The organism is Thalassotalea piscium, assembly GCF_030295935.1.
In the GTDB taxonomy this organism is placed as follows: Bacteria; Pseudomonadota; Gammaproteobacteria; order Enterobacterales; family Alteromonadaceae; genus Thalassotalea_B; species Thalassotalea_B piscium.
Window position 1 is genome coordinate 2,096,436 of sequence record NZ_AP027362.1, and the last position, 26,963, is coordinate 2,123,398.

Below are 26,963 nucleotides of genomic sequence, written 5' to 3' on the forward strand. Positions count from 1 at the left end.
TAGGCGGTCAATACCGCCTATTTTCATTTACGAAACGGTAACTATTCGTTATCGCCTTCGCTGGTTTCATCACTTACATCAGTCAGTGTTGCATCACTCGACGAAATAATTGTCTCTTCGTCTGTTGATTGTTCTTCACCATCAACAAGCGACTCATTCACTTCAATTTCATCAATGCGCTGCAAAGCAACTACATGTTCTTCTTCAGCTGTTCGAATAATACGAACACCCTGAGTATTACGGCCTATAATACTAACCTCATTAACTCGTGTGCGAACCAGTGTGCCGTTATCAGTGATCAACATGATTTCATCTTCATGTTCAACCTGAACTGCGCCAACAACAGGGCCATTTCTATCACTTACTTTAATAGAAACAACACCTTTGGTTGCTCGGCTTTTCGCTGGATACTCAGCTAACTCGGTACGCTTACCATAACCGTTTTGTGTGATAGTTAAGACTGCGCCATCAGATTTAGGTACGATAAGTGAAACAACTTTCTGATCACCTTCAAGTCTGATACCACGAACACCTGTAGCAGTACGTCCCATTGCACGCAATGCATGAATTTCTTCACCTGTTTCAGGGTCTCTTTTCACTTCACCGGTTTCGCTATCACGTGCTTTTTCATTAAAACGGACTACTTTACCAGCATCTGAAAACAGCATAATATCGTTTTCACCATTGGTAATGTCTACACCAATAAGTGTGTCATCATCACGAAGGTTCAATGCAATAATACCATTGGCTCTTTGATTCGAATACGCAGTTAAAGGCGTTTTCTTCACTGTGCCAGAGGCTGTAGCCATAATAATAAACTTATCTTCTTCATACTCACGTACGGGTAAGATAGCTGTAATTTTTTCATCATCGCCTAATGGTAGTAAATTGACGATTGGTCGGCCTCGAGCAGTACGGCTTGCTAATGGTAATTGATACACTTTTAACCAATACAACTTGCCACGGTTCGAGAAGCATAAAATGGTATCGTGAGTATTAGCGACCAATAAACGTTCAATGAAGTCTTCTTCCTTCATCTTAGTCGCTGCTTTACCTTTACCACCTCTGCGTTGAGACTGATAATCAGAAAGTATTTGGTACTTCACATAACCTTCATTCGATAAAGTAACAACAACATCTTCTTCACTAATTAAATCTTCTAAAGAAAGATCATGTGAAGCATTGGTGATTTCTGTACGACGTTCGTCGCCAAATTCGTCTCTAATGACTTCTAACTCTTCACGAATAACTTCCATTAAGCGCTCAGGACTTGCCAAAATATGCATTAATTCAGCAATAAGGTCTAATAACGCTTTGTACTCACTTAGAATTTTTTCGTGTTCCATGCCAGACAATTTATATAACTGTAAGTCAACAATTGCTTTAGCTTGTTCGGCAGTAAGGTAATACAAACCATCACGAATGCCGTATTCAGGCTCTAACCATTCAGGACGAGCAGCGTCGGTGCCAGCACTTTCTAACATATGACTTACGTTACCAAGCTCCCATCCTTGAAGAATTAATTTCTCTTCAGCTTCTTTTCTATTACTCGATTCCTTTATCAACTTAATGATTGGATCTATATTTGCGAGTGCAATTGAAAGGCCTTCAAGAATATGGGCACGCTCACGAGCTTTACGTAATTCAAATATGGTTCGACGTGTAACAACTTCACGACGATGAAGAACAAACGCTTCAAGCATTTCTTTAAGGTTAAATAACTTAGGTTGACCATTGGTTAACGCAACCATATTTAAACCAAACGAGACTTGCATTTGAGTAAGTTTATATAAGTTATTTAAAACAACTTCACCTACTTCTCCACGTTTAATTTCTATCACCATACGCATACCATCTTTATCAGATTCATCACGTAAAGCAGAAATACCTTCAAGACGTTTTTCTTTAACAAGCTCAGCCATTTTTTCTATTAAGCGAGCTTTGTTTACTTGGTATGGAAGTTCATGAACAATAATGGTTTCTTTGCCCGACTTATCATCAACTTCGATGTCAGCAAGTGCACGAATTTTTATTTTACCACGGCCTGTTTTATAGGCCTCTTCAATGCCTGCTCTACCACTGATAATACCTGCAGTTGGAAAGTCAGGGCCAGGTATGTAATCAATTAGTTCATCAATAGTGATATCGTTATTTTCGATATAAGCTAAACAACCATTGATCACTTCAGTTAAGTTATGCGGTGGTATATTCGTTGCCATACCTACAGCAATCCCCGACGTACCATTAACTAGTAAGTTAGGAATACGTGTTGGCATTACAGCGGGTATATGCTCAGTCCCATCATAGTTAGGTACAAAGTCTACCGTTTCTTTATCAAGGTCTGCGAGAATTGAGTGCGATATCTTCGCCATGCGAATTTCGGTATAACGCATTGCTGCAGCTGAGTCACCATCAACAGAACCGAAGTTACCTTGTCCGTCAACTAACATATAACGAAGTGAGAAAGGCTGAGCCATACGAACAATCGTGTCGTAAACTGCGGTGTCACCATGTGGGTGATACTTACCTATTACATCACCAACCACACGGGCTGACTTTTTATAAGGTTTATTATAATCATTACCCAATACGTTCATCGCAAATAAAACACGACGATGTACAGGCTTTAATCCATCGCGAACATCAGGTAATGCTCGTCCTACAATTACACTCATTGCATAATCTAAGTAGGAACTTTTCAGCTCATCCTCAATATTGACAGGAAGAATTTCTTTAGCCAGATCAGTCATAAAACGGCGGTATCCCTAAAATAAATTTTAACATTATTATTGTTAATAAGGCGCGTATACTAACACAAAACCGTCAATATGCCTTACTCTTTATGACCTGACATTTTGCGCTGCTTACGCCTACTTTTCAAGTGAAAAATACCTTAACTGTCAACCAATACTAAATATTTGTTTATATTGATAATTAATTGTTCTAAATAATGTCTTTACCCTGTAAAAAGAATTAATTGAACATTAAACAATCACCTTCTTTGTGTATAATAAAAACATCAAGCAAACATTGGTCATTAAACACTCAAAAATACTGTTTATTTATCAGTAAATATCGATAAAGCGTAGATAAACATTAAAGTCGGAATACACCCCATCATTCAAAGTAAAACATCCCTTACCATTTGAATGTTCAAAAGCAACGTTTTGGAAGATACAAAAGCACAGGGATTACAGAAGTAAAAGCTCAGAAAGAATATTAGTGCTTGCTAGGAAAGCAGAATCATATAAAATCTTGTTAAACTTTAGTTATTACCAATAAACCTAATGACAGATACTCTTAATGTAAACCCAGATGAAATTGCCAAATTCGAAAAGGTAGCTCACCAATGGTGGGATTTAGATGGTGACTTCAAACCTCTGCATCAAATTAACCCGATTCGTCGTCAATTTATTATTCAGTACTTAGGTGACATTTTCGATAAAAAAATAGTAGATGTCGGTTGTGGAGGTGGGATTTTAGCTGAAAGTTTAGCAAAGCTTGGAGCTCAAGTTACCGGAATAGATATGGGCGATGAACCTTTAAATGTCGCTAAGTTACATGCACTTGAGACTGGCGTAACTTTAACCTATGAAAAAATACCTGCTGAAGAGTTTGCCTTAAAGCACCTTGAAAATTTTGATGCGGTAACCTGTATGGAAATGTTAGAGCATGTTCCAGACCCTTCATCAATAGTAAAAGCCTGTGCTGACATGGTTAAACCAGGTGGTTTTGTGTTTTTTTCAACGTTAAACAAAACGTTAAAATCATATTTACTTGCTATTTTAGCTGCAGAAAAAATATTAAAAATTGTGCCTGACGGTACGCATGAACATGACAAATTTATTCGCCCTTCTCAACTTATCGGTTGGGCTGAGCAGTATGGTTTAAAATGTATTGATGCCGCTGGTTTACATTACAACCCGATAACAGAAAATCATAAGCTCAATAGTGATTTGGGCGTTAATTATATTTTATGTTGTCAGAAGGTATAAAGGTGTCTTTACCAAGTGCTACTCAAGCGGTGTTGTTTGACTTAGACGGAACGTTACTCGATACAGCTAACGATTTAGGCGCGGCGCTAAATCATCTGCTTTTACAAAACAACTTACCTTTGGTTGAGCGTTCAGCATATCGCCCTGTAGCTTCTGACGGCGCTAAAGGGTTGCTTGAACTAGGGTTCAAAGACAAGCTTAGCGCGTTTAATTTTCAAGAGTTACGTCAACAATTTTTATCCTACTACGAAAATAATATCGCAACGCATACATCGATATATTCAGGTGTTATAGAACTCATTGAATACCTTAAACAGCATAATATTACTTGGGGTATTGTAACAAACAAGCCCGAAGATCTAACCTTAAAGCTACTGCCAAACTTCCCAGAGTTTAATGATTGCCAAGTTATTATCGGTGGAGATACCTTAGCCAAAAGAAAACCCGATCCCGAACCTTTGCTTCATGCCTGTAAAGAAATGAATGTTGATCCGAAGCACACACTTTATGTAGGTGATGCGCCTAGAGACATAGAAGCTGGTAATGCTGCAAATATGACAACCGTTATTGCACAATGGGGTTATATAAATAATCTTTCTGATTGTAATAATTGGTTAAGTGATTTCAGCTGTAAATCGCCATTAGAAATTAAAGCGTTGATTAAATAGACAAGCTGCCACTTTATTACACAAAAACACTAAACTATTGATATTAAATGAGTTAATTTTTAATATTAGTTTTAGCTATATAGATATAACCAAATTCAATAAAAGAGTTTGTAAGGCTAAAAAAATAGTAAATAACCATTGCGTTTTTGTAAAATCAAAATTAAAACGTGGTACTCAGTTAGCCACTACTAACACAAATTTTTATCTACCAAAGAGATAATAAATTAAACCCTAATACCACTTGCATTCGTACCCAAACCTCATTATCTTGTGATCACAATTTGCATTACCCCCCAGATATAGTGTTTTGGTGTTTTTTCAATCAAACAGCTCAAGGGAGTAATATATACGCCGAATAACTAAAATAATAATCAGATTTACAGGATTTTCATGAATAGCAATCTTTTTGTAACTAAACGCAATGGCAATAGAGAACTGATCGATTTAGAAAAAATTCATAAAGTTATTGCATGGGCCGCCCAAGGTTTAAATAACGTATCGGTTTCTCAGGTTGAGTTAAAGTCACACATTCAATTTTATGATGGCATTAAAACCGAAGATATTCATGAAACAATTATTAAATCAGCTGCCGATCTTATTTCTGAAGAAACTCCTGATTATCAGTTTTTATCAGCGCGTTTAGCGATATTTCACCTACGCAAAAAAGCATACGGTCAATTCGAGCCTCCTTCACTTTATTCTCATATAGTAAAGCTTGTTGAAGCCGGTAAGTATGATGAACACTTATTACAAGATTATACTCAAGCTGAAATAGAACAAATGGAAACTTTTCTGGATCATAGTCGCGATCTTACTTTCAGTTATGCTGCTGTAAAGCAGCTTGAAGGGAAGTATTTAGTTCAGAACCGTGTTACGGGTGAAATTTACGAAAGTGCACAGTTTCTTTACTTGCTAGTTTCTGCTTGTTTATTTGCTAAATATCCGGCTGAAACACGCTTATCTTATGTTGAAGGCTTTTATAACGCAATTTCAACATTTAAAATTTCTTTGCCTACTCCAATTATGGCAGGTGTACGCACACCAACTAGACAGTTTTCATCTTGTGTATTAATTGAATGTGGTGACAGTTTAGACTCAATAAATGCAACATCAAGCTCTATTGTAAAATATGTCTCGCAACGCGCTGGGATTGGTATTAACGCTGGACGTATTCGTGCGCTTGGCAGTACTATCCGAAATGGCGAAGCATTTCATACAGGTTGTATACCCTTTTATAAGCACTTTCAAACGGCTGTCAAAAGTTGCTCTCAAGGTGGTGTAAGAGGCGGTGCAGCTACACTTTTCTATCCTTTATGGCATTTAGAAGTAGAAAGTCTGCTTGTACTGAAAAATAACCGCGGGGTAGAAGAAAACCGCGTGCGTCATTTAGATTACGGCGTTCAGTTTAATAAAGTTATGTACCAACGCTTAATCAAAGGTGAAGCAATCACCCTATTTAGTCCAAGTGATGTTCCTGGGTTGTATGACGCATTCTTTGAAGATCAAGATAAGTTTGAACAACTGTATTTACAATATGAAGCAGACGATAGCATCCGTAAGAAGCGTATAAAAGCGATAGAGCTATTTACATTATTTGCACAAGAGCGTGCAAGTACAGGTCGTATTTACTTGCAAAACGTTGACCACTGTAACACTCATAGTCCATTTATCCCTTCGTTAGCGCCTATTCGTCAAAGTAACTTATGTTTAGAAATAGCACTACCTACAAAGCCAATGAATGATGTAAATGATCCAAATGGTGAAATTGCATTGTGTACCTTGTCTGCATTCAACCTAGGTGCAATCAAAAGCTTAGATGAATTAGAAGGTCTTGCAGATTTAGCAATTCGTGCTTTAGATAGTTTATTAGATTACCAAGACTACCCTGTACCAGCCGCTCATAATGCTACAATGGGCCGCAGAACATTAGGTATAGGTGTGATTAATTACGCCTATTACCTTGCTAAAAATGGTGTGTTTTACTCAAATGGTAGTGCGAACAACTTAACCCATAGAACCTTTGAAGCAATTCAGTATTATTTATTAAAAGCTTCAAATGAGTTAGCAAAAGAGCAAGGTGCTTGCCCTAAATTTAATGAAACTCGTTTATCACAAGGTATTTTACCAATTGATACCTACAAGCGCGAAGTCGATAAAATTACAGCAGAGCCATTGCACCTTGATTGGGAAACCTTAAGAGCCAGCATTAAAGAGCACGGGGTAAGAAACTCAACCGTTTCTGCATTAATGCCTTCAGAAACATCTTCACAAATCTCAAATGCAACTAACGGTATTGAGCCACCTCGTGGTCTTATCAGCGTAAAAGCAAGTAAAGACGGAACATTAAAGCAAGTAGTTCCAGAGTATGAAGCGTTAAAAGACAATTACGAGTTACTTTGGAATATACCAAGCAATGAAGGCTATTTGCAGCTTGTTGGTATTATGCAAAAATTTGTTGACCAAACTATCTCTGCAAATACCAATTATGATCCAAATAAATATGATGGTGGCAAAGTACCTGTAAAACAAATACTACAGGATATATTAACGGCTTATAAACTGGGCATAAAAACCTTGTATTACCACAACACTCGCGACGGTGCAGCAGACAGTCATATAGAACAAGAAGATGCTGACTGTGAAGGCGGTGCGTGTAAAATTTAAGCTCGTGTATATCTGATAACCAAATTAAATATCGCAGACGCTGATGCTTGCGATGTTTTATAAAATAATAATAATCTGTTGATGGAGCACCAATAAACGTCAAATTGGTGCTTCAAGGAGTAAGAAATGACTTATACTACATTTAACCAAACCCCAAATAACGCATTGCTAGAACCAATGTTTATGGGGAACAGTGTAAATGTTGCCCGTTATGACCAACAACGATTTATTGCGTTTGAAAAGCTCATTGAAAAACAACTATCTTTCTTTTGGCGCCCTGAAGAAATCGATGTTTCTAAAGATCGTGCAGATTGGCAGAGTTTAACTAATTCAGAAAAACACATCTTTATTTCAAACCTAAAGTATCAAACTCTTTTAGACAGTATGGCTGCACGCTCTGTTAATGCGGTACTACTTCCGTTAGTTTCATTACCAGAAGTAGAAACTTGGGTAGAAACTTGGGCATTTAGCGAAACTATTCACTCACGCTCATACACTCACATTTTACGAAACTTATTCTCTGATCCAAGTGAAGTTTTCGATGATATCGTTGTTAACCCAGCTATTTTAAAGCGTGCAACAAGTATTGCTAAATATTTTGACTCAGTAATAATTACCACTCAGTTACTTCAATCACAAGGTCCTGGATCTTATCAAGTTAATGGTGAAACTCTTGAGGTTAGTGAGCGTAAGCTTAAAGAACGTTTATACCTTGCTATATGCTCTGTTAACGCTCTTGAAGCGATTAGATTTTATGTAAGCTTTGCCTGTTCTTTCGCTTTTGCTGAACGAGAGTTACTTGAAGGTAACGCTAAAATTATTAAATTAATTGCACGAGATGAGGCGCTACACTTAACAGGTACACAACATATACTTAATAATTGGCTTTTAGGTAAAGACGACCCTGAAATGAAAGAAGTGTCAGAGCAGTTACGTGATGAAGGCCTACAAATATTTCTTGACGTGGTTGAGCAAGAAAAAGAATGGGCACAATATTTGTTTAAAGATGGTTCAATGATTGGCCTAAATGCTGAGATACTAAATCAATATATTGAATATATTTGCAACCAACGCTTAGCCGCAATTGGCTATGAAGCGCCATTTGATATTAAAAGCAACCCATTGCCTTGGATGAATGCTTATTTAGTGAGCGACAACGTGCAAGTGGCTCCACAAGAGTCTGAAATTTCAAGCTATTTAGTTGGACAAGTTGATTCGTCAGTTTCAAGTGACGATTTTGATGGTTTTGATCTATAACGTTATGGCAGCCTGTTTACTATTAGTTTGTTGTTCTACTTAGTACTTAGTTATGGGGCACACTAATAGTAAACTATCCGATAATTCGTCTGAATCTGACCTTGTGATCATTGTCGATGATCACAAGGTAACATTCACGAGTGAAGATAAAAACTTATTAAATTGTTTAGAAAGAAACGGTATAGAAGCTCACTATCACTGTAGAGATGGCTTTTGTGGCGCTTGCCGTGTCACATTAAAGCAAGGGCAAGTGTTATATCCTAACGGAGAGCCTTTAGCATTTGTGGGTGAAAACGAAATTTTGACCTGCTGCTGTATTCCAACCACAAATATCGACATTAACTTAGAGTAGATTATCTGCGTTAATCTACCCTTTTCCCTGGTTAAAGCTTATCCCCTAGGGTGGTTTCAATGCCATTAATAACTTTGTTTATGGCTAATGCCACCGGTTTGAATAAATAATCAAACTCTTGTAATTTCTGATCGTTAGCCGCGTTATCGAGCGCTTTAGTATGATTAAACAATTCCATTGCCCCAATTGAACAAGCAACACCTTTTAAAGTGTGTGTTAAAGATTTCAGTGTGAGTAAGTCATTGTCATTTATCGCTTGTGCTATTTTATCTTTATCTTGTTTATGATCTTGATAAAACATAACTAAAATTTCTTCGAATAATCCTTCATCACCCAACACATTATTAACGCCAATATCAAAATCAATACCTGCATACTTTTCAGATTCGGGTTGCTTTGGAGTGTTAGTATTCAAATTGTTATTATCCTTTGATGTGACCAGTTCATTATCTTTATTATTGTTTGCTGCGTTTTCTGATTTGTTTTTCTCCGTAACTGTTTGGTTTCTGCCAGCTGATTTAGCCCTATACATTAGCTTATCAGCCTCTCTCATTAAGTCATCTAGCATGCTATCAGGATCATTTGAAACAATAAGACCAATACTCACTGTAATATTTATTGTTGCATCAGGATCATCTGGTAGAGAGATAGTTAACTGAGCTAAAGATTCTCGAAATCTTTCACAAGCAGCTAAAGCTGTCTCTAATCGCACATTAGGCATACAGACAGCAAACTCTTCACCACCAATTCGTCCTATAACATCGTAATCACGAAAACATGAAATCAACAGCTTAGCAAACTCTACTAATACAACATCACCGCCATCATGCCCATGCGTATCATTAACAGCTTTAAAGTGATCAATGTCTAACATTGCTATCGCTGTTCGATGTTTATTACGTTTAGCATGGCTGATAACTTTTGTTGCTAGCTCTTCATAACCAACACGATTATTAATATGGGTAAGGCTGTCGGTACGTAATAAAGCTTCTAATTCTTGTGTTTTTTCTTTCAAACGCAGTGCGTTTCGAATGCGTGCGTATAGTACTTTTGCAACATAAGGTTTAGTGACATAATCTTCAGCGCCAACATCGAGTGTTTTTACTACATCATTTTCGTCATCTGAGGCAGATAACATAATAACAGGCGGTGCAGTTTCAAGTGCGGTTATATTAGCTAACACTTCCATACCAGACATTTTGGGCATATGTAAATCAAGTAAAACAAGATCAACCGCTTGCCTATTAAGTATCTCTAATGCTTGCTCTCCTCCATTTGCAGTTAACACTTTATAACCGGCTTCGATGAGATCAAACTCAAGTAACATTAATGTATCTTTAGCGTCATCAATAACTAAGATTGTACTGTTCACGTTACGACCATCCTAAGAGTTTGTTTAAGTATGCTTACAAATAGTATTTCGTTTTGTAATAAAACGAAGTAAATTCGTAAACATCTGTAAGCCCTGTTTTTTGTTTCAATTCGTAAAACATAAAGACTACATAATAATTTTATATTTAAAGCGTTGAGTGATATCAATGCAACATTAAAGCTAAAGCCACATCATATACAATGTGGTACATAAATTAATCATACATTATTTTAAAGCCTTTATAATACTATAATAAAATATTAGCTTATAATCACTTTATTAAGTTATTAAATTTAGTATTTGATTTTCTATCAGGAAAATCTATCACACAAAGCATTACATATTGTATACAACTAGCGATATTTGCTTTAAAATCACTTTATTGGATCATAATGAAGAGAGAAAGTATGACTATAGGCGTTGGCGGTTCAACCGCTCAGATTGAACTAAGTAAACTCAGTAATATGACAAGCGGCGTCGCCGCGGTTAGTGAACAGGAATATCAACAACGAATTGAAAAAGCCCAGCGATTAATGAAAGCACAAGGCATTGCTGCAACTTATTTAAACGCTGGTACAAACTTATACTATTTTACCGGTACACGCTGGTATGCAAGTGAACGTATGGTAGGTGCTATTTTACCCGCTGAAGGCGATATTGAATACATCACACCTTTCTTCGAAATTAATACCTTAAATCAATACATGGTAATCAAAGGTAAAATTCACGGATGGCAGGAGCATGAGTGCCCTTATGCTTTGTGTGCAAACGTGTTAACTGCAATGGGAATAAGTAAGGGGAAATTGGCAATTGATGAGGCTACTGCTTTTTTTATCGCTAATGGAATAAAAGAAGCCGTTAGTAATATTGAATTAGTAGATGCCAAGCCAATTACGGCAGGCTGTAGAACTGAAAAATCGGCTCATGAAATATCACTTCTACAAACAGCTAAAAACATGACCATAGAAGTACATAAAGCTGTTGCTAAAATATTACATGTGGGTATTTCAACGGCTGAAGTTACTCAATTTATACATCAAGCGCATATAAAGGTAGGTGCTCCTGCCGGTTCATATTTTTGTATAGTTTTATTTGGTAAAGATTCTTCTTTTCCGCACGGTGTTAAAAACCCTAAGAATTTAGAAGAAAATGATATTGTGTTAATTGACACTGGCTGCCAAGTAGAAGGTTATAACTCTGACATCACTCGAACATATGTATTTGGTCAGGCAAATGAGCGTCAGCGCACCATGTGGAATGTTGAGAAAATGGCACAAAAAGCTGCATTTGATGCCGCACAACTTGGTCAGCCCTGCGGAAAAGTTGATGATGCTGCACGTGAGTATATAGCATCACAAGGTATGGGGCCTGAATACCAAACACCTGGTTGTCCTCACCGTACAGGTCATGGAATTGGCTTAGACATACATGAATGGCCATACTTGGTCAGCAGCGACCAAACGCTATTGACTAAGGGCATGTGTTTTTCAAACGAGCCAATGCTAGTTATACCTGACGAATTTGGTATTCGACTTGAAGATCATTTTTATATGACAGAACAAGGGCCTAAATGGTTTACTGAGCCGTCACATTCTATTGATGATCCTTTTGGTTACAATAAAAACTAACCGCTCTCCCCCTGCATAATCGAGGATAAAACTGATGTAAAACAATTAATCAGCTTTATCCTCGATAAAAATTTGGATCTCTTCTTAGCTTTCTATAGAATCAAACACTTGTTAAAAACTATTTTGTAGTATTATGCACGCTATTTTTGAATATATACCTCTGATCGTATTTTTTATCTTTTATAAATTTGCAGACATATATTGGGCAACAGGCTCTTTAATCGTCACATCGGCAATTCAAATTGGCTATTACTTACTCAAAAAAGAGCCTATTCCCAAACGAAACCTTATATTTTTCGGCCTAATTCTTATCTTTGGCGGATTAACTATATTCTTTCACGACGATGCTTTTCTAAAGTGGAAAGTAACAATAATCAATGCATTGTTTGCTGTTGTACTTATTGTTAGCCAAGTTGTTTTTAAGAAAAACCTAATAAAAGAAATGTTATCTGAAGGCTTACCTCTCCCCGATAATATATGGACTAAACTCAATTTAGCTTGGGCATTATTCTTTTTACTGTGTAGCTTACTTAATATTTATATCGCCTATAACTTTTCATTAGAAACGTGGGTTAACTTTAAAGTCTTTGGTTTAATGGCAATGACTTTTGTCTTTGCCATAGGCTCAATTTTAGCCCTGTATAAGTATTTACCAAAAGAAGAAGAAAATAGCGACGTCTCTGCTAAAATAGATAATAAACCAGAATAAAGTGAGCCCAATGTATTACGTAATTTTCAGCCAAGATACCGAAAACAGTTTACAAAAGAGATTATCTGTAAGAGATAAACACTTAGAACGATTAAAAGACCTACAAGCACAGGGTAGATTACTCGTTGCAGGTCCTTGCCCTGCTATTGACAGTGAAAACCCTAGCGATGCAGGCTTTACCGGCTCTGTCATAATTGCTGAGTTTGATTCGTTAATTGATGCGCAACATTGGGCAGACCAAGACCCTTATATCGACGCTGGTGTTTACGCCAATGTAATTGTTAAGCCCTATAAAAAAGTACTACCAGCATGATAAAGCAATTTATATCACTACTCATTATTAGCACGACAATGGCGACTCTGTTTAGCACTCCTGCACATGCTGCGGTACTAAAAACGGTAAAAGCTTGTGAAAGTAAATTTACTGCACCCAAAGCACTCTCTATGTGTTTTGATCAAGTAAAAGAGTCTGTAGATCGTGAGCTACAAACTTGGATTAATAATCAAATATTTATTTTAGAAGAATTTGCTTTAAAAACAGGCCGAAAATCAGCATTAGAAATGTTTAATCGCGCTCAGCTTAATTTCATTACCTACCGTGAAAATAACTGCCGCTGGCAATACCTGCATATATCACCTGAAATAACAGCAGCCCCTGCTTATAAAAAGTGTTACATCAACACCACGCAACATCGTATTGAAGAGCTGAGTAGTATCAATCAATAGATAACCTAAAAGTATCCCCTAATACACTCAGTCTCTAAGATCAACACGCCCGAGTCTTAAGAAATAGAAACTTCAAACTCTGGTAGTGCTTGTATTACTTTTTTAACCGTACATGAACTTGCTGCGGCTAAAACAGCTTTACGATATTTTTGTGGAAAATTATCAGGTAATTTAACCACAATATTAAACGTTTGCTTATATTTGTCTTCTTCTGAGCGACTATTTTCTTGTGATAATATAAGCCCTTCAGTTGGAATGTCTCTTGAAGTACAAAACTGACGAACATAAAAAGCTGCGCATAACACCATGCTCACTAAAAAATAATCATAAGGCTCAGGATAATCGCCTAACTGATCTAAACTGATATTTTGATCACTGATCACTTCATGCTTACCAAACTTTGCTTTAAGCTTTTGACCTTCTAGCAACTCAACTTTAATTTCCATACGACTCCCTAAATAGTTAGTAAAATTCAAATTGTGCTTACCTTTAAGGTATGACTTTTATACCGATTGAAAGTAACTAAAGAATATCAGACCTTTAGATATTTTAATTGTTTTGTCATTTTTTAGAGAGTAAGCCCTATTACACCATCTCAAGCTTTTATTGATAGCAAAAGCTCTGCTGCAAATGCGTGCAGAAAATTTCTACTCGCCACAATAATACCGATTAAAAATGATGATTGATATTAACCCAATGATTAAAGTTAAAAAAAAGAGTTGATCATCGAATAATTATCATATACTGTAGATTTATACAGTATACGGTGGATTTAACAAAAATGATGAACATTAACATTACAAACAATGAGTTAGATGAATTAGGTTGTAGCTTACATTCAATAAAACGTAATAGTTTAAGTATTATTGATATAGATAATGAGTTAAACCTCTCACAACAATATGCTGAGATTTGTCGTCAATACAGTATTGAAAATAAGTGGATATTAATGATTAATCCTGACGAAGAACCACTAGAGCAGTTAACAAATTATAATGAAATAGATACATCTAAAATATTAAAAGTACATGCTAATAAACATAATTTAGTACTAGCAAATATTGAAAAGGCGTTGTGTAAAGGTAACTGTTCAGCCATTGTAATTTGTAATCCCCTATTAAGTAATGAAGAAATTACCCAGCTGAGCAAATGGGCTGAATTTGGGAAAACTTCATGCATTGTTATTAGAAATAACAGACAAGTACATTAGGCATTATTTAATGTATTACAAATTCGATTGTTGCTCTGAACATTTCAGAAACATTAAATGATGGTTTTTTACAGTCAAATTATAGCCATATAATAACGGGCTTAATTAACTATAATAAGCAAATTTTACATTGTGAATAAAATAATAAAGACAATTACATAGATTTTGTTATAAGGTTTTTTACCGATTAAGTTTAGTTTTTTGTTTTAGTTTTTTGCTCAGGTGTATCATTGCAAAGGGTGCAAACTACTCCCTTGCGAGATTGATATACTCTTGAAGAGATAAAAACCAACGTTGAAAGAAATGACCAGAGTAATGAAAACATAACAGCGTTTTGGATATCATGTCCTTTTAATTGTTCAATAATAATTAATATTACAAATATTGAAAGAAACACTTTAATCGATCTTACAACCCAGAATTTAATCCCCATTTTTATTCCTTATTTATGTATATATTGAGCCAATTAAACACAGGTTCGCGCAATTAATGCTTTTTGCTTTTTAATTTCGCTCGCTTGATCATTTGTCCTTGCTATTGCCAAATCAACTTTTGCTTTTGTACATTTATCAGATAATGCTTTGCTAAGTAAATAGTTTTGATCTTTTTGGTATTGAGACAAACCTTCAGCCCCAACATATTGATTTCTATCTTCTGGCGTCCTCTCTTTTTGATAAGCTTGGGGTTGCGTAGTTCCACAAGATGATAAAGCCACGATGATTGACGCTGGTATTAATTTATTAAACAATATTTGATACTCCCTGTAAAAACACATCCTGTCATGTACTAAAGGACATATAACACAACTCAAAATTATGATTGCCCAATCAATACACAATAACATAGAAGTGACTATTAAAAACAAAAACTTTATTGCCTTCATTTTCCCAATACTTTCGAAGGCAATTAAAATTTAGGTACAAAATATTAAAGCCTCACCACTGCATGAGAAATAAGATGCAGTGTTTGTTAACAGGCAGTCTAAGCTGACTTTAAATATTATTTTTCAACTTTAAAACAATGGTCTAACTCACTTACACCAAGCCCACTTCGCTTTTTAACTTTTATTTGCACCGCAATTCGATCTTTTAAGGTTTCTACATGGCTAATAATACCAATCATTTTTCCGGTTGCATTCAAGTTATCTAATGCATCTAGTGCGATCTCTAAAGTATCGTTATCTAACGTTCCAAACCCTTCGTCTAAAAATAATGAATCTATACTTGTTTTAGCACTAACAAGATCAGAAAGCGCTAAAGCTAACGCTAAACTTACTAGGAAGCTTTCCCCTCCTGACAAAGTTTTTGTATCACGAACGGCATCAGCCTGCCAAGTATCTAACACTTCTAACGCTAAAGCATCTGATTGTTGACTTTGTAATTGATAACGGCCATATAAGCGTTCTAGATGTTTATTGGCTAAATGCACTAAGTGCGACAATGTCAGCCCTTGGGCAAACTTTCTAAATTTTGCTCCGTCGGCAGAGCCAATTAAACCTGTAAGATGAGCCAAATCATCAACAATAATTTGTTGCTCATTAATGTCAGTTATTAATGATTGCTGTTGAGCTTTTTGTTGTTGATCATGTTTTAACGATTGAGATAACTGCCCTTGCTGAATCTGACATTGTTTTAACTGCTCATTAATATCATTTAGATTAACTTTTAAGGCTTCTGACTCAAAACTGTCAACACCCTCTTTTAGTAATTGCTGTTGTTGCAGTAATAATTGACTTGCTTGTTGACTATATTGTTCTAGCAACGTGTCCGCTTTATCTTTCTCTCGTGCAATAGCTTGTGCAAATACTTGAATTCTTTCTCGCTCTTCTGTCGACATTAACGCCTGTATAAATTTATGCTCTTGCTCAAAACAACTGTTTGATAAAGCAACCTTCCAAGCTTTTTGTGCAGTTGCTCGTAATGGCGTTAAATTTTTAAGCTGCTTCTCTACACTAGAAATCAGTCCGCGTTGTTGTTGTACAGTTTCTAATATAGCTTGGTGCTTACTTTGTATGTTCGAACGTTCAGTAGCCGAACTATTTTGCGCTATTAGTATTTCGTTTCGTACATTTTGGATAAGTTTATCGCCAAATAAATCGTAACGTTGTTTTTTCAGTGTGCTAACTTGTTCCTGTATATTAACTACCTGATCCGATACCTCAGTTAACGCTTGCTGGTTTAGCTGCTGTTGTTTTAGCTCAAAGGTAATTTCTTGCGCTTTTGCTTTTAAATTTATGTTGTTTTGCTCATGCTCTTGCTGAGTTTGTTGATACTCAGTAATTTTATCTTGCAATGAAGACCACCAATGCTCAAATTCTTCAGCTGAGGCTAATTGAGTATTTTCTTTAAATAACAACTCACTCATTGCACTCGTGTTTATTACGCTAGTATTTATTAAATTATCGTTTATTTCATTATCGGTAATAAATGCTTCAACTTGCGATGGTTCAAGATGAAAAACTAAATCAATTTCAGCTTTAAGATGCTTGCTTTGCTCTGAAATACTATGTTTTATTTGCTCCTGTTGATAAATAACTGTTTGTATATTTTGAGCAATATTTTCTAAGGATAATCGAATTTGATTGATTTGGTTATCATGAAAAACTAATGTTTTATCCTGTTCTACTATTTTCTGTTGTTCTAATGCAATTGTTTGGTTAAGCTTTTGAAGCTGTTCTACGGCAAGACAGAGTTTTTCATAGCGATATTTACGATTAGAAAGCAAAGTTTCGATTTCAGCTAATTGTTCAATCGGTAAGTTAATCGTTAATTGTCCGTCATATTCCTGCCATTTAACCTGTATGTTTTGCTGCTCTATTTTTTTATCATGCAGCTGTTTCTTCCATTGCTTTAATTCTGTAGTTAATTGAGCTTGCAACACACTGGCCGCTTTACCTTGATGCTCTAATTTGCTTAGTCCTTCATTTAAAGCTTTCAAACGTAGCTGCTGTTCATTTACACCGTTGCCTGATAACTCTTGATAATCCTCAATAGCAGGATGATCAAAAGAACCACACAAAGGACAAGCTTCTTCGGGTTTTAATTGTTCTCTATGCTCAGACAGAGATAGAATAACCTTCTGTTGCGCAACAATTAAGGCTACGTCGTCGCATTGCTGTTGCTGTATACGATATTGGTCTCGCAATTTTATAATATTGATATCAACGCTTTTCAGTTGCTGCGTTTGTTCTGCTATTTGTAAATTAAGTTGATTAATTTCAGTGGTTAATTGCTGATAACGTTGTGCACAATCTAACGCCTGAACTTGCAGCGCGGATTGACGTTGTAACTGGTTTAACTGTTCACTAACAGCTTCTTCGGTTGGTAAATCAATATTTTGCAATACTAATGACTTTTTTGTATTTAATGCTAGCAACTGCTCTGATGCATATACTTTTACATTTGCTAGTTCTACTTGCTGTTCTTGTTGCTGCTTTAATTGTTCATTATACACGTCAACTTGTTGTTTATATTCAAGTTGTTCGCGTGTAAGCTTTGCTAGCTCACCCTCTTGCTGTAATAAGTAATAATATTGATTTTTCCATAACGGCAACTTTTCAGGTAATGATTTGATAAATTGATGAAGCCCTAAATATTGAGCCTGCTTGCTTGTTATTTCGCTAAGTAAACCTTGTGTCTCTTGTAATTGTTCAATTTTTTTATCCGTTGTGTTTAGGCTATCTTGCAATTTCTGTTGCTTTTCAATGAGTGGTGCTGATTGAAGTTCAAGTGCGTTAATTTTTCCATCAAGTGGAATTATTTTTTCAATAATTAAATTTTCTACTTCTGCATCTTTTTGCTGCTTAACTTTTAATTGTGTATCAAAGTCGCTTAACTCCTTTGAAAGTTGATCAAGTACTTTATTATTTTCATTATATGATTGATTCAACGCTATCTGATCGTTAACTAGCTCATTATGTTGGGCATTTTTATCATTATAAGCATCATAAATAGGGCGAATTTTTTCAGCGGGTTCAGACAGTGCTAACTTTGTTAAGTCATCAGTAGCCGCTATTTTTTTTTGGGTAATATTATCTAGTTGGGTCTTAGTGTTTAAAATATGTTTGTCATTTTCTTCACTATTATTGTGCCAATTTAGCGCTTTCTGGAATAACAGTTGCTTTTTTATAACGGTGTTTTCTTGCTGTGAAAGGCTTGCAAGCTCTTTTTCAATATCTTCTAACTGTTGTTCGTCAAGTAAATTTACGCCCTGGCTCTTAGCTCTTAATAAATTTAGTTGTTCATTCGCAGACTTGTGATTTTGAAAGACTTGTTGTGAAATTACCCCGTATATTTCGGTTCCCGTTAATTCTTCAAGTAATTCAGCCCTTTCATTTGCAGGTGCGTTTAAGAATGCAGCAAATTGTCCCTGCGATAACATCATCGACTTAGTAAACCGGCTAAAGTCTAAGCCAGTTATTCGTGCAATTTCGCTTCGTACTTGAGACACTTTAGTTGCAATAATTTTACCTTCAAGCGTTGAAAGCTCTGCTACTGGCTTTTGTAAATTACCTTGTAAACTATTTTTAGCTCGACGTTGACTCCAAAAAGCACGATAACCTTGCCCTTTTACATAAAACTCCACTTCAGCCAAACAGCTACTAGTATGGCGTGTCATTAATTGATTTTGTTTATCGGAAACAGTTAATCGGGGAGTTTGATGATAAAGTGCTAAACAAATAGCATCTAAAATAGTCGTTTTTCCTGCGCCAGTAGGCCCGGTAATCGCAAATAACCCGCTACTGTCAAACGGGTTTTTAGTGAAATCTATTTTCCATTCACCTTTTAACGAATTAATATTTTCAAAGCGCAAACTTAAAATTTTCATAACGTGTCTCCACTATTATGTTTAGATGTTTGATCTGAATGTTCTACTTGTTCAACAACCTTCAAAAATAAGTTTTGTAGTCGTTGTTTGCGCGCTATCTCATCTGCTGTTTGCCAATCCTCTTCCGCTAAACGTGTCTCAAACACGTCAGTTAAGCTCAATTCATTTAACGTAACTTTTTCATTATTACTTGGCATTTTTTCACGTGATGCTTTTGCCCTTCGTACTAACAATACTTCGATGGGTAATGTGCTAATAATCTCTTCAATTCTCACGGTGAGATCTTGTAAATACTCTGCACTATTCACTTCGATATCTAGCCAAATAGTTTGCTCTTCATTTATTCGAGGGGTGTTGTCCGCAACTTTATTTATTTGTTCCTCAAGCTCATCAATACTTGTTTTAATCATTACCAATGGTTGAAAACAAGGAATAGTTATAGGTGTTACCTGCGTTAATTCTGCCTGATTAAATTCAACCATTAATACACTTTTAGTCTGGCTCGCTTCGTCAAAGCTTAAAGGAATGGGTGAACCGCAGTAACGAATATGCTCAGACTTTGCCACCTTCTGACTTTTATGTATATGGCCTAAGGCAATATAGTCTGCCGGTGGAAAGGCATTGGCATTAAAAGCTTCTAAGGTACCAATATAGATATCACGAACAGAATCACTACTTGTAACACCTACTGTGGTTAAATGCCCCGTTGCAATGATAGGCACTTTGCCATCAGCGAGTAATTTGGCATCATTAAATAGCGTTTGATAATGCTCAGCGATAGCTTGCTGCAATGACATTTGTTTTTCTTGTGCTGACTGCCCAGCTCGACTAACAACTATATCGCGCGGGCGAATAAAAGGTACTGCACATACTACGGCTCCTAACTCACCTTCATTATTGTAAAGTTCAATTAATTGATCGTTGGTGATGCTATTAGCGCTAGCAATAACTGTACAAGACATTTGTGACAATAAATTTTTTGCTTCGCTTAACATAGCAACAGAGTCGTGATTACCAGCTAACAACACTAACTGACAATTTACTTTCTGTAACTTAGCGATAACTTCAAAATAAAGCTCACGGGCATAACTTGGTGGCGTACCGGTATCAAATATATCACCGGCAACAATCACCGCGTCAATTTGGTTTACGATAACTTGCTCGACCAACCAGCTAATAAATGCTTGGTGCTCTTTGAATCGGCTCTTACCATAAAAATATTGGCCCAAATGCCAATCGGAAGTATGTAGTACACGAAATGTCATAAATTATTATTTTTAAGTAGTATATTTACTAAGGAGAGTTTAACGCGTTACAGTAAGCAATATCTACGACTAGCATTATAATTTCTAATGAAGTTACAGAAACTAATCGCCTAAAGTACTACAATTAGCATTAGGGCGTGTTGATCTTACGAGTACAAATTTTGTACGAATTAAACATAATTTAATTGAGGCGTAGAGAATAACGTGTAATATACTACATAAATGAGCTAGACAGCTTCCGCGTCCTGCTCACGCTAAGTACCTACTTCCGTGTAAGCAACGAAAAGTAAATCATGTTTAAACGTATCCGTAGGACAGCGCCTCTTTGGTTTTTCTACGGCGTTTTCACTTATTGATGGGGAACAACCCCATTACATAAGTTCAGCCTTGTATAAACACCAAATAAATCGCTGCAAAAATGTATAGCAAAGATCAACACGCCCTAATTGAACTTAAATAGTTTTTTACTGGTATTTCCAAAAGGATATTCTTTTTATGACACCCGCAGTAAAGCTACTGGAACAAAATAAAACACCACATTTTATTCACCATTATCAACACAGTGATAGTGCAAAGTCTTATGGATTAGAAGCAGCTGAGAAAATGTCGGTAAGTGCTAATCGCATCTTTAAAACCTTAGTTATTGAGTACGATGATAAATTAGCGGTGTGCATAGTGCCTGTTGAACAACAACTATCATTGAAATTAGCTGCAAAAGCGTTGAAGGCTAAAAAAGCACAAATGGCAGTTGCACAAAAGGTTGAAAAGACAACAGGCTATGTTTTGGGAGGTGTAAGTCCATTAGGCCAAAAAAAACAACTACCCACGTTAATAGATACTACAGCATCAAGCTTTGACACCATATTTATTAGTGGTGGCAAGCGCGGTTTAGAAATAGAACTAGCTCCCGATGCTCTACTAAAATTAACCAATGCTGAGTTTTGCACATTAAGCTAAAAAGCAACTTACTTACAATCGTATAATTTAAGTAGCATTAAGGCCCTAATTTATACCCAATAAAAATAGACAATAACAAGGCATTTACTACAATCACTTGTTGTTCAGACAACTACTAACTTAATAACGCAGTAATTGTTTGTGTTAGCCAATAGAAATGCCCTAATAGATTAGCGGGATTCGGATAATCCAACACTCATACTTATAGCCTAACTTTCTTTTCACATATTTAAATTGTTATTGCTTGAAGCAAGTACTGGTAACTTTGATGAACAAGCTTTGATGAATCACTCTTAATCTGATAAGTAATATTCAATCGTTGAAACAACACGTACCAGTTTAATATGAGGGTTGTTTTTATCTCTAGAACGAATGCTGAACTGCCCTTGAGATGCTTTTTTAATTTTCCCTAATTTACTGTCTGAATCTAAAGCAAATTTTTCAGCTACTTCTCTTGCTTTGCGTGTTGCCTCTTCAATCATCGCCGGCTTTATATCGTTTAAACGTGTAAAAATATATTCCGTTTGTGTTTGGTAATTATCTCCAACAAATACAATACCTTGTTTACCAAGCTCAGATAACGCAGCCATAATTTTTCTTATACTAGCTATTTGTGTTGAGTAAACTGTTACTGTTTGTGTTGCACTATAACGATACTCATATTGTCCTGAATTTCCATATTGTTGAGCAGATTTATCGGATATAGCAGGAGCAGAAAAACTAATCTCTTCAATCGTAATACCTCTATCTGTGAGAAAGTCCTTAATTTTAGTGGTGTTTTTTTCAATCGATATATACAAACTTTCTAAATCATTGCCCGCTGCAATAAATTGGATAGGCCATAACACAATATCAGCATTATATTCTTGTTCAGAAAGCCCTTTCACCTTAATCGTGCGATCGTATTGTTTATATTCTATCGCTGCACTAGCTAATAAATAGCCCAGCATAGTTAACCCTAAAAAAATGAACACTCCTAAGGTAAAAGCACTTACTTTATTTTCTTGCTGCATTAAATCACCAACGCCTTTTTAAACTTTTATAGATTTTTATTAAACTGTGCGACAGCGTCAACAACCTGCCTTGCACCGATTTGAATTTCATTCATAACATCACCCGCTTGTGTTGAAAGCTGTAAAGCTTTGTCAGCTTCTTTCATACTGCCTTCAATCAAGGAGACTGCATTTTCTGTTAATTTTTTATTCTCACTAACGACACCTATAATTTCTTCTGTTGCCACGCTAGTTCTAGAGGCTAGTTGTCTTACTTCATCAGCAACTACGGCAAATCCTCTTCCTTGTTCTCCTGCTCTAGCCGCTTCTATTGCAGCATTGAGTGCCAATAAGTTAGTTTGATCCGCAATTCCCCTTATACTATCAACTAGTTGTGCCACCTTTTGAGACTGAGTGTCTAATTCAAATATACCTTTACTTGCGCCATTCATCTGTGTCGATAGTTGACCCATTGTGTCAATTGTAGATTCAATTACCTGGATAGCATTCAATGTATCTTCATCAGTTTTTTTAGATATATCGTAAGCAATTTCTGACGTTTCAGCCATTGACGCCTCACGGGCCATTTGCTCTGTGATCACAGTAGCAAATTTAACCACTTTATATAAGTCGCCATTATCATCATGAATAGGGTTATACGAGGCTTCTAGCCAGACTACATTGCCTAAACTGTCAATTCGTTTAAAACGGTCAGATACAAATTTACCCTCACAAAGAGATTGCCAAAAGTCTTGGTAGCGTTGTGAATTAACCTCGTCTTGTGTACAAAAAATACGATGATGCTTACCTATAATTTGGTTAAGGCTATAATTCATACCTTTTAAAAAATTTTCATTAGCATTAAGTATTATGCCATCTAAATTGAACTCAATAACAGCTGAAGAGCGCGTTAAAGCCCCCATCATATCTTTATGCTCTCTAGATTCTGCAATAGTTTGTGTTTGTTCACTAGAGTAAACGGCAAGCTCTGCGGCATTATTTTTGGGTTGTATTACCGTTCTATACCATATTTCTTTACCACTTTTACTTTGTAGCTGCATTGTGCCATGCCAATGCACACCATTATTTATTGCATTCAGCATAGCCTGGCAATTATCTTGCTTTAACGTTTTCTCAAAGATGAAATCTTTTATATGTTTATTAATTACTTCATTTTCTTTATATTCGCACGTTATTAAGAATAATGAATTAACTTCAAGGAACTTTCCTTCACGGTCTAACAAAAAAAATGCTAATTCATCCCTGAGATCTTTTTGTATATCATGAAATATGGCTAATTCACCCTCTAATTGCTCTATTTTTTGTACTAACTTTTTTTTGCCAAATAGCATATAACCACCTTATTAATTATTGTTAGACTCAAATTTGTATCAATACTGCGATAAATATTCCTTAAACCTATAAATTGATATATTTATTAATTGTAGAATAAAAATCTAGCTACACTATTTTTTTAAAGTTGACACACGAAGTCTTTACATTAAAAAAACAATAATTAGGTGATAACGCAGAGCTATTAACTTAATCAACTGCAATTTGGATAGAGTCATTTATTGCAGATCACATGTTACTGAAAGTTAAAACGGTATATATAACAACCTAAACGTTTAATAAATTACGAAGTATTTCTTGTTAATGTTATGATTAATAAAATGGATTTCTATCAGGTATAAAGACGTATAAACCGATAACATTGAATATACCCTTGTTTGTAAAATAAGTATATTCAAACTGATATGTCTTATACAACACTAGGCAATAAAGCATGAGCAACAATGAACAACCAACTATTTTGTGGCACGATTATGAAACTTGGGGTGTATCGCCTAAATACGATAAACCTTCCCAGTTTGCTGGTATTAGAACTGACTATGATTTAAATATCATTGGTAAGCCAGAGATGTTTTATTGTCAACCACCACAAGATTACTTACCAAACCCTGAGGCCGCTCTTATTACTGGTATTACGCCACAAAAAGCACTAAAAGAAGGTTTGTCTGAAGCCGAATTTGCGGCTCGTATTCAAGGTTTGTTTACCACGCCCAATACCTGCGTTGCAGGGTATAACAGTATTCGCTTTGATGATGAAGTTTCCCGTTACCTTTTTTATAGAAATTTTTACGACCCTTATGCGCGTGAATGGCAAAATGGTAATAGCCGTTGGGACATTATTGATATGGTGCGTGCGTGTTATGCACTTCGCCCTGAAGGTATTAATTGGCCAACCGTTGAACGTGACGGTGAACAAGTGGTAAGTTTTAGGCTAGAGCTGTTAACTCAAGCAAATGGCATAAGTCATGAAGCTGCTCACGATGCTATGAGCGATGTTTATGCAACAATTGCTATGGCAAAATTAATCAAAGAAAAACAGCCAAAACTTTATCACTACTTATTTGAATTACGTAATAAGAAAAAAGTGGCTGAATTGCTCGATGTTTACAACATGACCCCCGTGGTACACACCTCAAGTAAAATATCGTCGAAGCATGGCTGTACCAGCTGGTTTGCGCCAGTTTCCTATCACCCTAGTAATAAAAATGCAGTGATTGCGGTAGATTTAGCACAAGATCCACAACCTTTAATAGAGTTAACTAGTGATGAATTAAAGGCGCGTTTATATACACGTAGAGATGATTTAGCTCCTGACGAACTGCCAATTCCTGTTAAGCTAATACATATAAACAAATGTCCTGCTATTTCGCCAGCTAAAACATTATTACCAGAAAACGCAGAGCGTTTAGCGATACCAAGAGAAACCTGTTTGGCTAACTTAGCCAAGTTAAAACAACACCTTGAAATTAGGGATAAGTTAGTAGAAGTATTTGCTTTAGATGAGAATAACTTTGAGCCACAAGATGCCGAATATAGCTTATATGGAGGTAAGTTTTTTTCTCATGCTGATAAAGCACAAATGGAAATTCTACACCAATTATCGCCAGAGCAGCTTGGTTCACACCCATTTAAGTTTCAAGATGAGCGTTTAACTACCTTACTATTTCGTTTTCGAGCAAGAAATTATCCATATACACTAACCAATGAAGAACAAATGAAGTGGCAGCAATTTTGTCGAGATAAAATTCAATCAGGCGGTAAAGGTTTACTTAGTGCAGAAGAGTATATGCTTAAACTTGAAAACCTTGCCCATGATCATGAAAATGATGCCAGTAAAATGGCAATTTTAAAAGGCTTGTACCAATATATTCAGCAATAACTAGATTGAAAAAGTTACTATAAAACAATGCATTGCAATCGCGTTAAAGTGCTTTATTGCAATACATTGCTTGTAAATACTACCCGTTTCATTAACTTTATAATTTTCTTGATACACAGGAAAACCAGTTAGATAGTAGATATGTTCTTATCGTTAGTAAAATGGGTATAACCGATTTTTTACTTTTGAAACCTCGTAATTAAGCTAGAAGTGTCCCACCGGTTACCGCCCATTTCTTGAACTTCTTTATAATACTGATCAAGAATTTTAGTGTTAGGTAATTCGGCGCCAATTTTCTCTGCTTCAGCAAATGCAATGGCCAAGTCTTTTCTTACCCAATCTACAGCAAAACCAAAGTCAAACTCGCCAGCACACATTGTTTTACCACGGTTATCCATTTGCCATGAACCCGCTGCACCTTTTGAGATGGTATCTATCAGTTTATCCGTATCTAATCCTGCCTTTTGCGCAAAATTAAATCCTTCAGCTAATCCTTGTACAACATTAGTGAAACAAATTTGATTAACCATTTTGGCTAATTGTCCGCTGCCAACATCGCCCATTAATTGACTAAAACGTGCGTACGCATCCATTATAGGCTTTACTTGATCAAATATGTGCTGTTCACCACCACACATAATGGTAAGTACACCGTTTTCTGCACCCGCTTGACCACCTGAAACTGGCGCATCAATAAAGCTTATGTGTTGCTGTTGGCAGTGTTTACTTAGCTCCCGAGCTAGTTCAGCTGAGGCCGTTGTATGATCAACCAGTACAGCATGTTTAGCCATACTCGCTAATGCGCCATTACCGCCTAAAGTAACAGCTCTTACATCGTCGTCATTTCCAACACAAATAAAAACCACATCACAATTATTGGCGGCCTCTTTAGGCGTTAATGCAATATTACCTTGATGTTCCTTTTGCCATGCAATGGCTTTTTCATGAGTACGGTTATAAACGGTAACGTTATAACCAGCGTTAGCTAAGTGGCCAGCCATTGGATACCCCATAACACCAAGCCCGATAAATGCGACTTTCTTCATTCTTACTCTCCTAATCTCTGATATTTATATTCTACGCACTCTTATAATTCATTTGCATAACTT

21 protein-coding genes and 1 pseudogene are annotated in these 26,963 nt (G+C 36.1%); 12 read left to right on the forward strand and 10 right to left on the reverse strand.

The window, feature by feature from the left end:
* Positions 1-41 precede the first annotated feature (41 nt).
* Positions 42-2,750: a DNA topoisomerase (ATP-hydrolyzing) subunit A gene (gene gyrA, locus QUD79_RS09090; protein WP_184422469.1), complete on the reverse strand. Its 2,709-nt coding sequence runs from the start codon at positions 2,748-2,750 to the stop codon at positions 42-44.
* A 537-nt stretch (positions 2,751-3,287) separates the two neighbouring features.
* Between gyrA and ubiG the strand changes: the two genes are divergently transcribed.
* From ubiG to yfaE, 5 genes are all read left to right on the forward strand, one after another.
* Entirely contained in the window at positions 3,288-3,995 is a 708-nt protein-coding gene (gene ubiG / locus QUD79_RS09095) for a bifunctional 2-polyprenyl-6-hydroxyphenol methylase/3-demethylubiquinol 3-O-methyltransferase UbiG (RefSeq protein WP_184422471.1), read from the forward strand.
* Between the two features lie 2 nt (positions 3,996-3,997).
* Positions 3,998-4,663 (forward strand): HAD family hydrolase, encoded by a 666-nt coding sequence (locus tag QUD79_RS09100; RefSeq protein ID WP_286287781.1) that lies wholly within the window; start codon positions 3,998-4,000, stop codon positions 4,661-4,663.
* A 390-nt stretch (positions 4,664-5,053) separates the two neighbouring features.
* The gene (nrdA, locus tag QUD79_RS09105; RefSeq protein ID WP_184422476.1) at positions 5,054-7,327 is read left to right on the forward strand and encodes a class 1a ribonucleoside-diphosphate reductase subunit alpha; all 2,274 of its coding nucleotides are present in this window, start codon (positions 5,054-5,056) and stop codon (positions 7,325-7,327) included.
* Between the two features lie 126 nt (positions 7,328-7,453).
* Positions 7,454-8,584 carry a class Ia ribonucleoside-diphosphate reductase subunit beta gene (gene nrdB / locus QUD79_RS09110; protein ID WP_184422478.1) on the forward strand — a complete coding sequence of 377 codons (1,131 nt, stop codon included), beginning with the start codon at positions 7,454-7,456 and terminating at the stop codon, positions 8,582-8,584.
* Between the two features lie 52 nt (positions 8,585-8,636).
* The gene (gene yfaE / locus QUD79_RS09115; protein WP_184422480.1) at positions 8,637-8,936 is read left to right on the forward strand and encodes a class I ribonucleotide reductase maintenance protein YfaE; all 300 of its coding nucleotides are present in this window, start codon (positions 8,637-8,639) and stop codon (positions 8,934-8,936) included.
* A 31-nt stretch (positions 8,937-8,967) separates the two neighbouring features.
* On the opposite strand, the gene QUD79_RS09120 is transcribed toward yfaE, so the two are convergent.
* Positions 8,968-10,308: a diguanylate cyclase gene (locus tag QUD79_RS09120; RefSeq protein WP_184422488.1), complete on the reverse strand. Its 1,341-nt coding sequence runs from the start codon at positions 10,306-10,308 to the stop codon at positions 8,968-8,970.
* A gap of 407 nt (positions 10,309-10,715) precedes the next feature.
* On the opposite strand from QUD79_RS09120, the gene QUD79_RS09125 reads away from it, so the two are divergent.
* The 4 genes from QUD79_RS09125 (at position 10,716) to QUD79_RS09140 (ending at position 13,371) form a co-directional block, all read left to right on the forward strand.
* Positions 10,716-11,936: a M24 family metallopeptidase gene (locus QUD79_RS09125; protein WP_184422755.1), complete on the forward strand. Its 1,221-nt coding sequence runs from the start codon at positions 10,716-10,718 to the stop codon at positions 11,934-11,936.
* A gap of 133 nt (positions 11,937-12,069) precedes the next feature.
* Positions 12,070-12,645, forward strand: coding sequence for a septation protein A (locus tag QUD79_RS09130; protein WP_184422490.1), 576 nt, complete (start codon positions 12,070-12,072; stop codon positions 12,643-12,645).
* A 10-nt stretch (positions 12,646-12,655) separates the two neighbouring features.
* The gene (locus QUD79_RS09135; protein WP_184422492.1) at positions 12,656-12,958 is read left to right on the forward strand and encodes a YciI family protein; all 303 of its coding nucleotides are present in this window, start codon (positions 12,656-12,658) and stop codon (positions 12,956-12,958) included.
* Positions 12,955-13,371: a lysozyme inhibitor LprI family protein gene (locus QUD79_RS09140; RefSeq protein WP_184422494.1), complete on the forward strand. Its 417-nt coding sequence runs from the start codon at positions 12,955-12,957 to the stop codon at positions 13,369-13,371. The genes QUD79_RS09135 and QUD79_RS09140 overlap by 4 nt, the downstream gene beginning before the upstream one ends.
* 56 nt (positions 13,372-13,427) lie before the next feature.
* On the opposite strand, the gene QUD79_RS09145 is transcribed toward QUD79_RS09140, so the two are convergent.
* The gene (locus QUD79_RS09145; RefSeq protein WP_184422496.1) at positions 13,428-13,817 is read right to left on the reverse strand and encodes an OsmC family protein; all 390 of its coding nucleotides are present in this window, start codon (positions 13,815-13,817) and stop codon (positions 13,428-13,430) included.
* 335 nt (positions 13,818-14,152) lie between these two features.
* Here QUD79_RS09145 and QUD79_RS09150 point away from each other — a divergent pair, with 335 nt between their 5' ends.
* Positions 14,153-14,581, forward strand: a complete 429-nt coding sequence (locus tag QUD79_RS09150) for a hypothetical protein (RefSeq protein WP_184422498.1) — start codon at positions 14,153-14,155, stop codon at positions 14,579-14,581.
* Between the two features lie 466 nt (positions 14,582-15,047).
* Here the strand turns inward: QUD79_RS09150 and QUD79_RS09155 are convergent, their stop codons facing one another.
* The 3 genes from QUD79_RS09155 to sbcD form a co-directional block, all read right to left on the reverse strand.
* Positions 15,048-15,329, reverse strand: a complete 282-nt coding sequence (locus tag QUD79_RS09155) for a hypothetical protein (RefSeq protein ID WP_184422500.1) — start codon at positions 15,327-15,329, stop codon at positions 15,048-15,050.
* Between the two features lie 251 nt (positions 15,330-15,580).
* Entirely contained in the window at positions 15,581-19,408 is a 3,828-nt protein-coding gene (locus tag QUD79_RS09160) for an AAA family ATPase (RefSeq protein ID WP_184422502.1), read from the reverse strand.
* Positions 19,405-20,673, reverse strand: coding sequence for an exonuclease subunit SbcD (gene sbcD / locus QUD79_RS09165; protein ID WP_184422504.1), 1,269 nt, complete (start codon positions 20,671-20,673; stop codon positions 19,405-19,407). The genes QUD79_RS09160 and sbcD overlap by 4 nt, the downstream gene beginning before the upstream one ends.
* A 495-nt stretch (positions 20,674-21,168) precedes the next feature.
* Here sbcD and ybaK point away from each other — a divergent pair, with 495 nt between their 5' ends.
* On the forward strand, positions 21,169-21,630 hold the full coding sequence (gene ybaK, locus QUD79_RS09170) for a Cys-tRNA(Pro) deacylase (RefSeq protein ID WP_184422506.1): 462 nt from the start codon (positions 21,169-21,171) through the stop codon (positions 21,628-21,630).
* A 293-nt stretch (positions 21,631-21,923) separates the two neighbouring features.
* Here ybaK and QUD79_RS09175 read toward each other — a convergent pair whose 3' ends face one another.
* The 3 genes and pseudogenes from QUD79_RS09175 to QUD79_RS17515 form a co-directional block, all read right to left on the reverse strand.
* Positions 21,924-22,643, reverse strand: a complete 720-nt coding sequence (locus QUD79_RS09175) for an SIMPL domain-containing protein (RefSeq protein WP_184422508.1) — start codon at positions 22,641-22,643, stop codon at positions 21,924-21,926.
* 26 nt (positions 22,644-22,669) lie between these two features.
* Entirely contained in the window at positions 22,670-23,209 is a 540-nt protein-coding gene (locus QUD79_RS17510) for a methyl-accepting chemotaxis protein (protein WP_385957663.1), read from the reverse strand.
* Between the two features lie 9 nt (positions 23,210-23,218).
* Positions 23,219-23,974 (reverse strand): annotated as a pseudogene (locus tag QUD79_RS17515) (PAS domain-containing protein); the annotation flags it as partial.
* A gap of 434 nt (positions 23,975-24,408) precedes the next feature.
* Between QUD79_RS17515 and sbcB the strand changes: the two are divergent.
* Positions 24,409-25,854 carry an exodeoxyribonuclease I gene (sbcB, locus tag QUD79_RS09185; protein WP_184422512.1) on the forward strand — a complete coding sequence of 482 codons (1,446 nt, stop codon included), beginning with the start codon at positions 24,409-24,411 and terminating at the stop codon, positions 25,852-25,854.
* A 179-nt stretch (positions 25,855-26,033) separates the two neighbouring features.
* On the opposite strand, the gene QUD79_RS09190 is transcribed toward sbcB, so the two are convergent.
* A complete protein-coding gene (locus tag QUD79_RS09190; RefSeq protein ID WP_286290790.1) occupies positions 26,034-26,915 on the reverse strand; it encodes an NAD(P)-dependent oxidoreductase in 882 nt (293 codons plus the stop codon).
* Between the last annotated feature and the right edge of the window lie 48 nt (positions 26,916-26,963).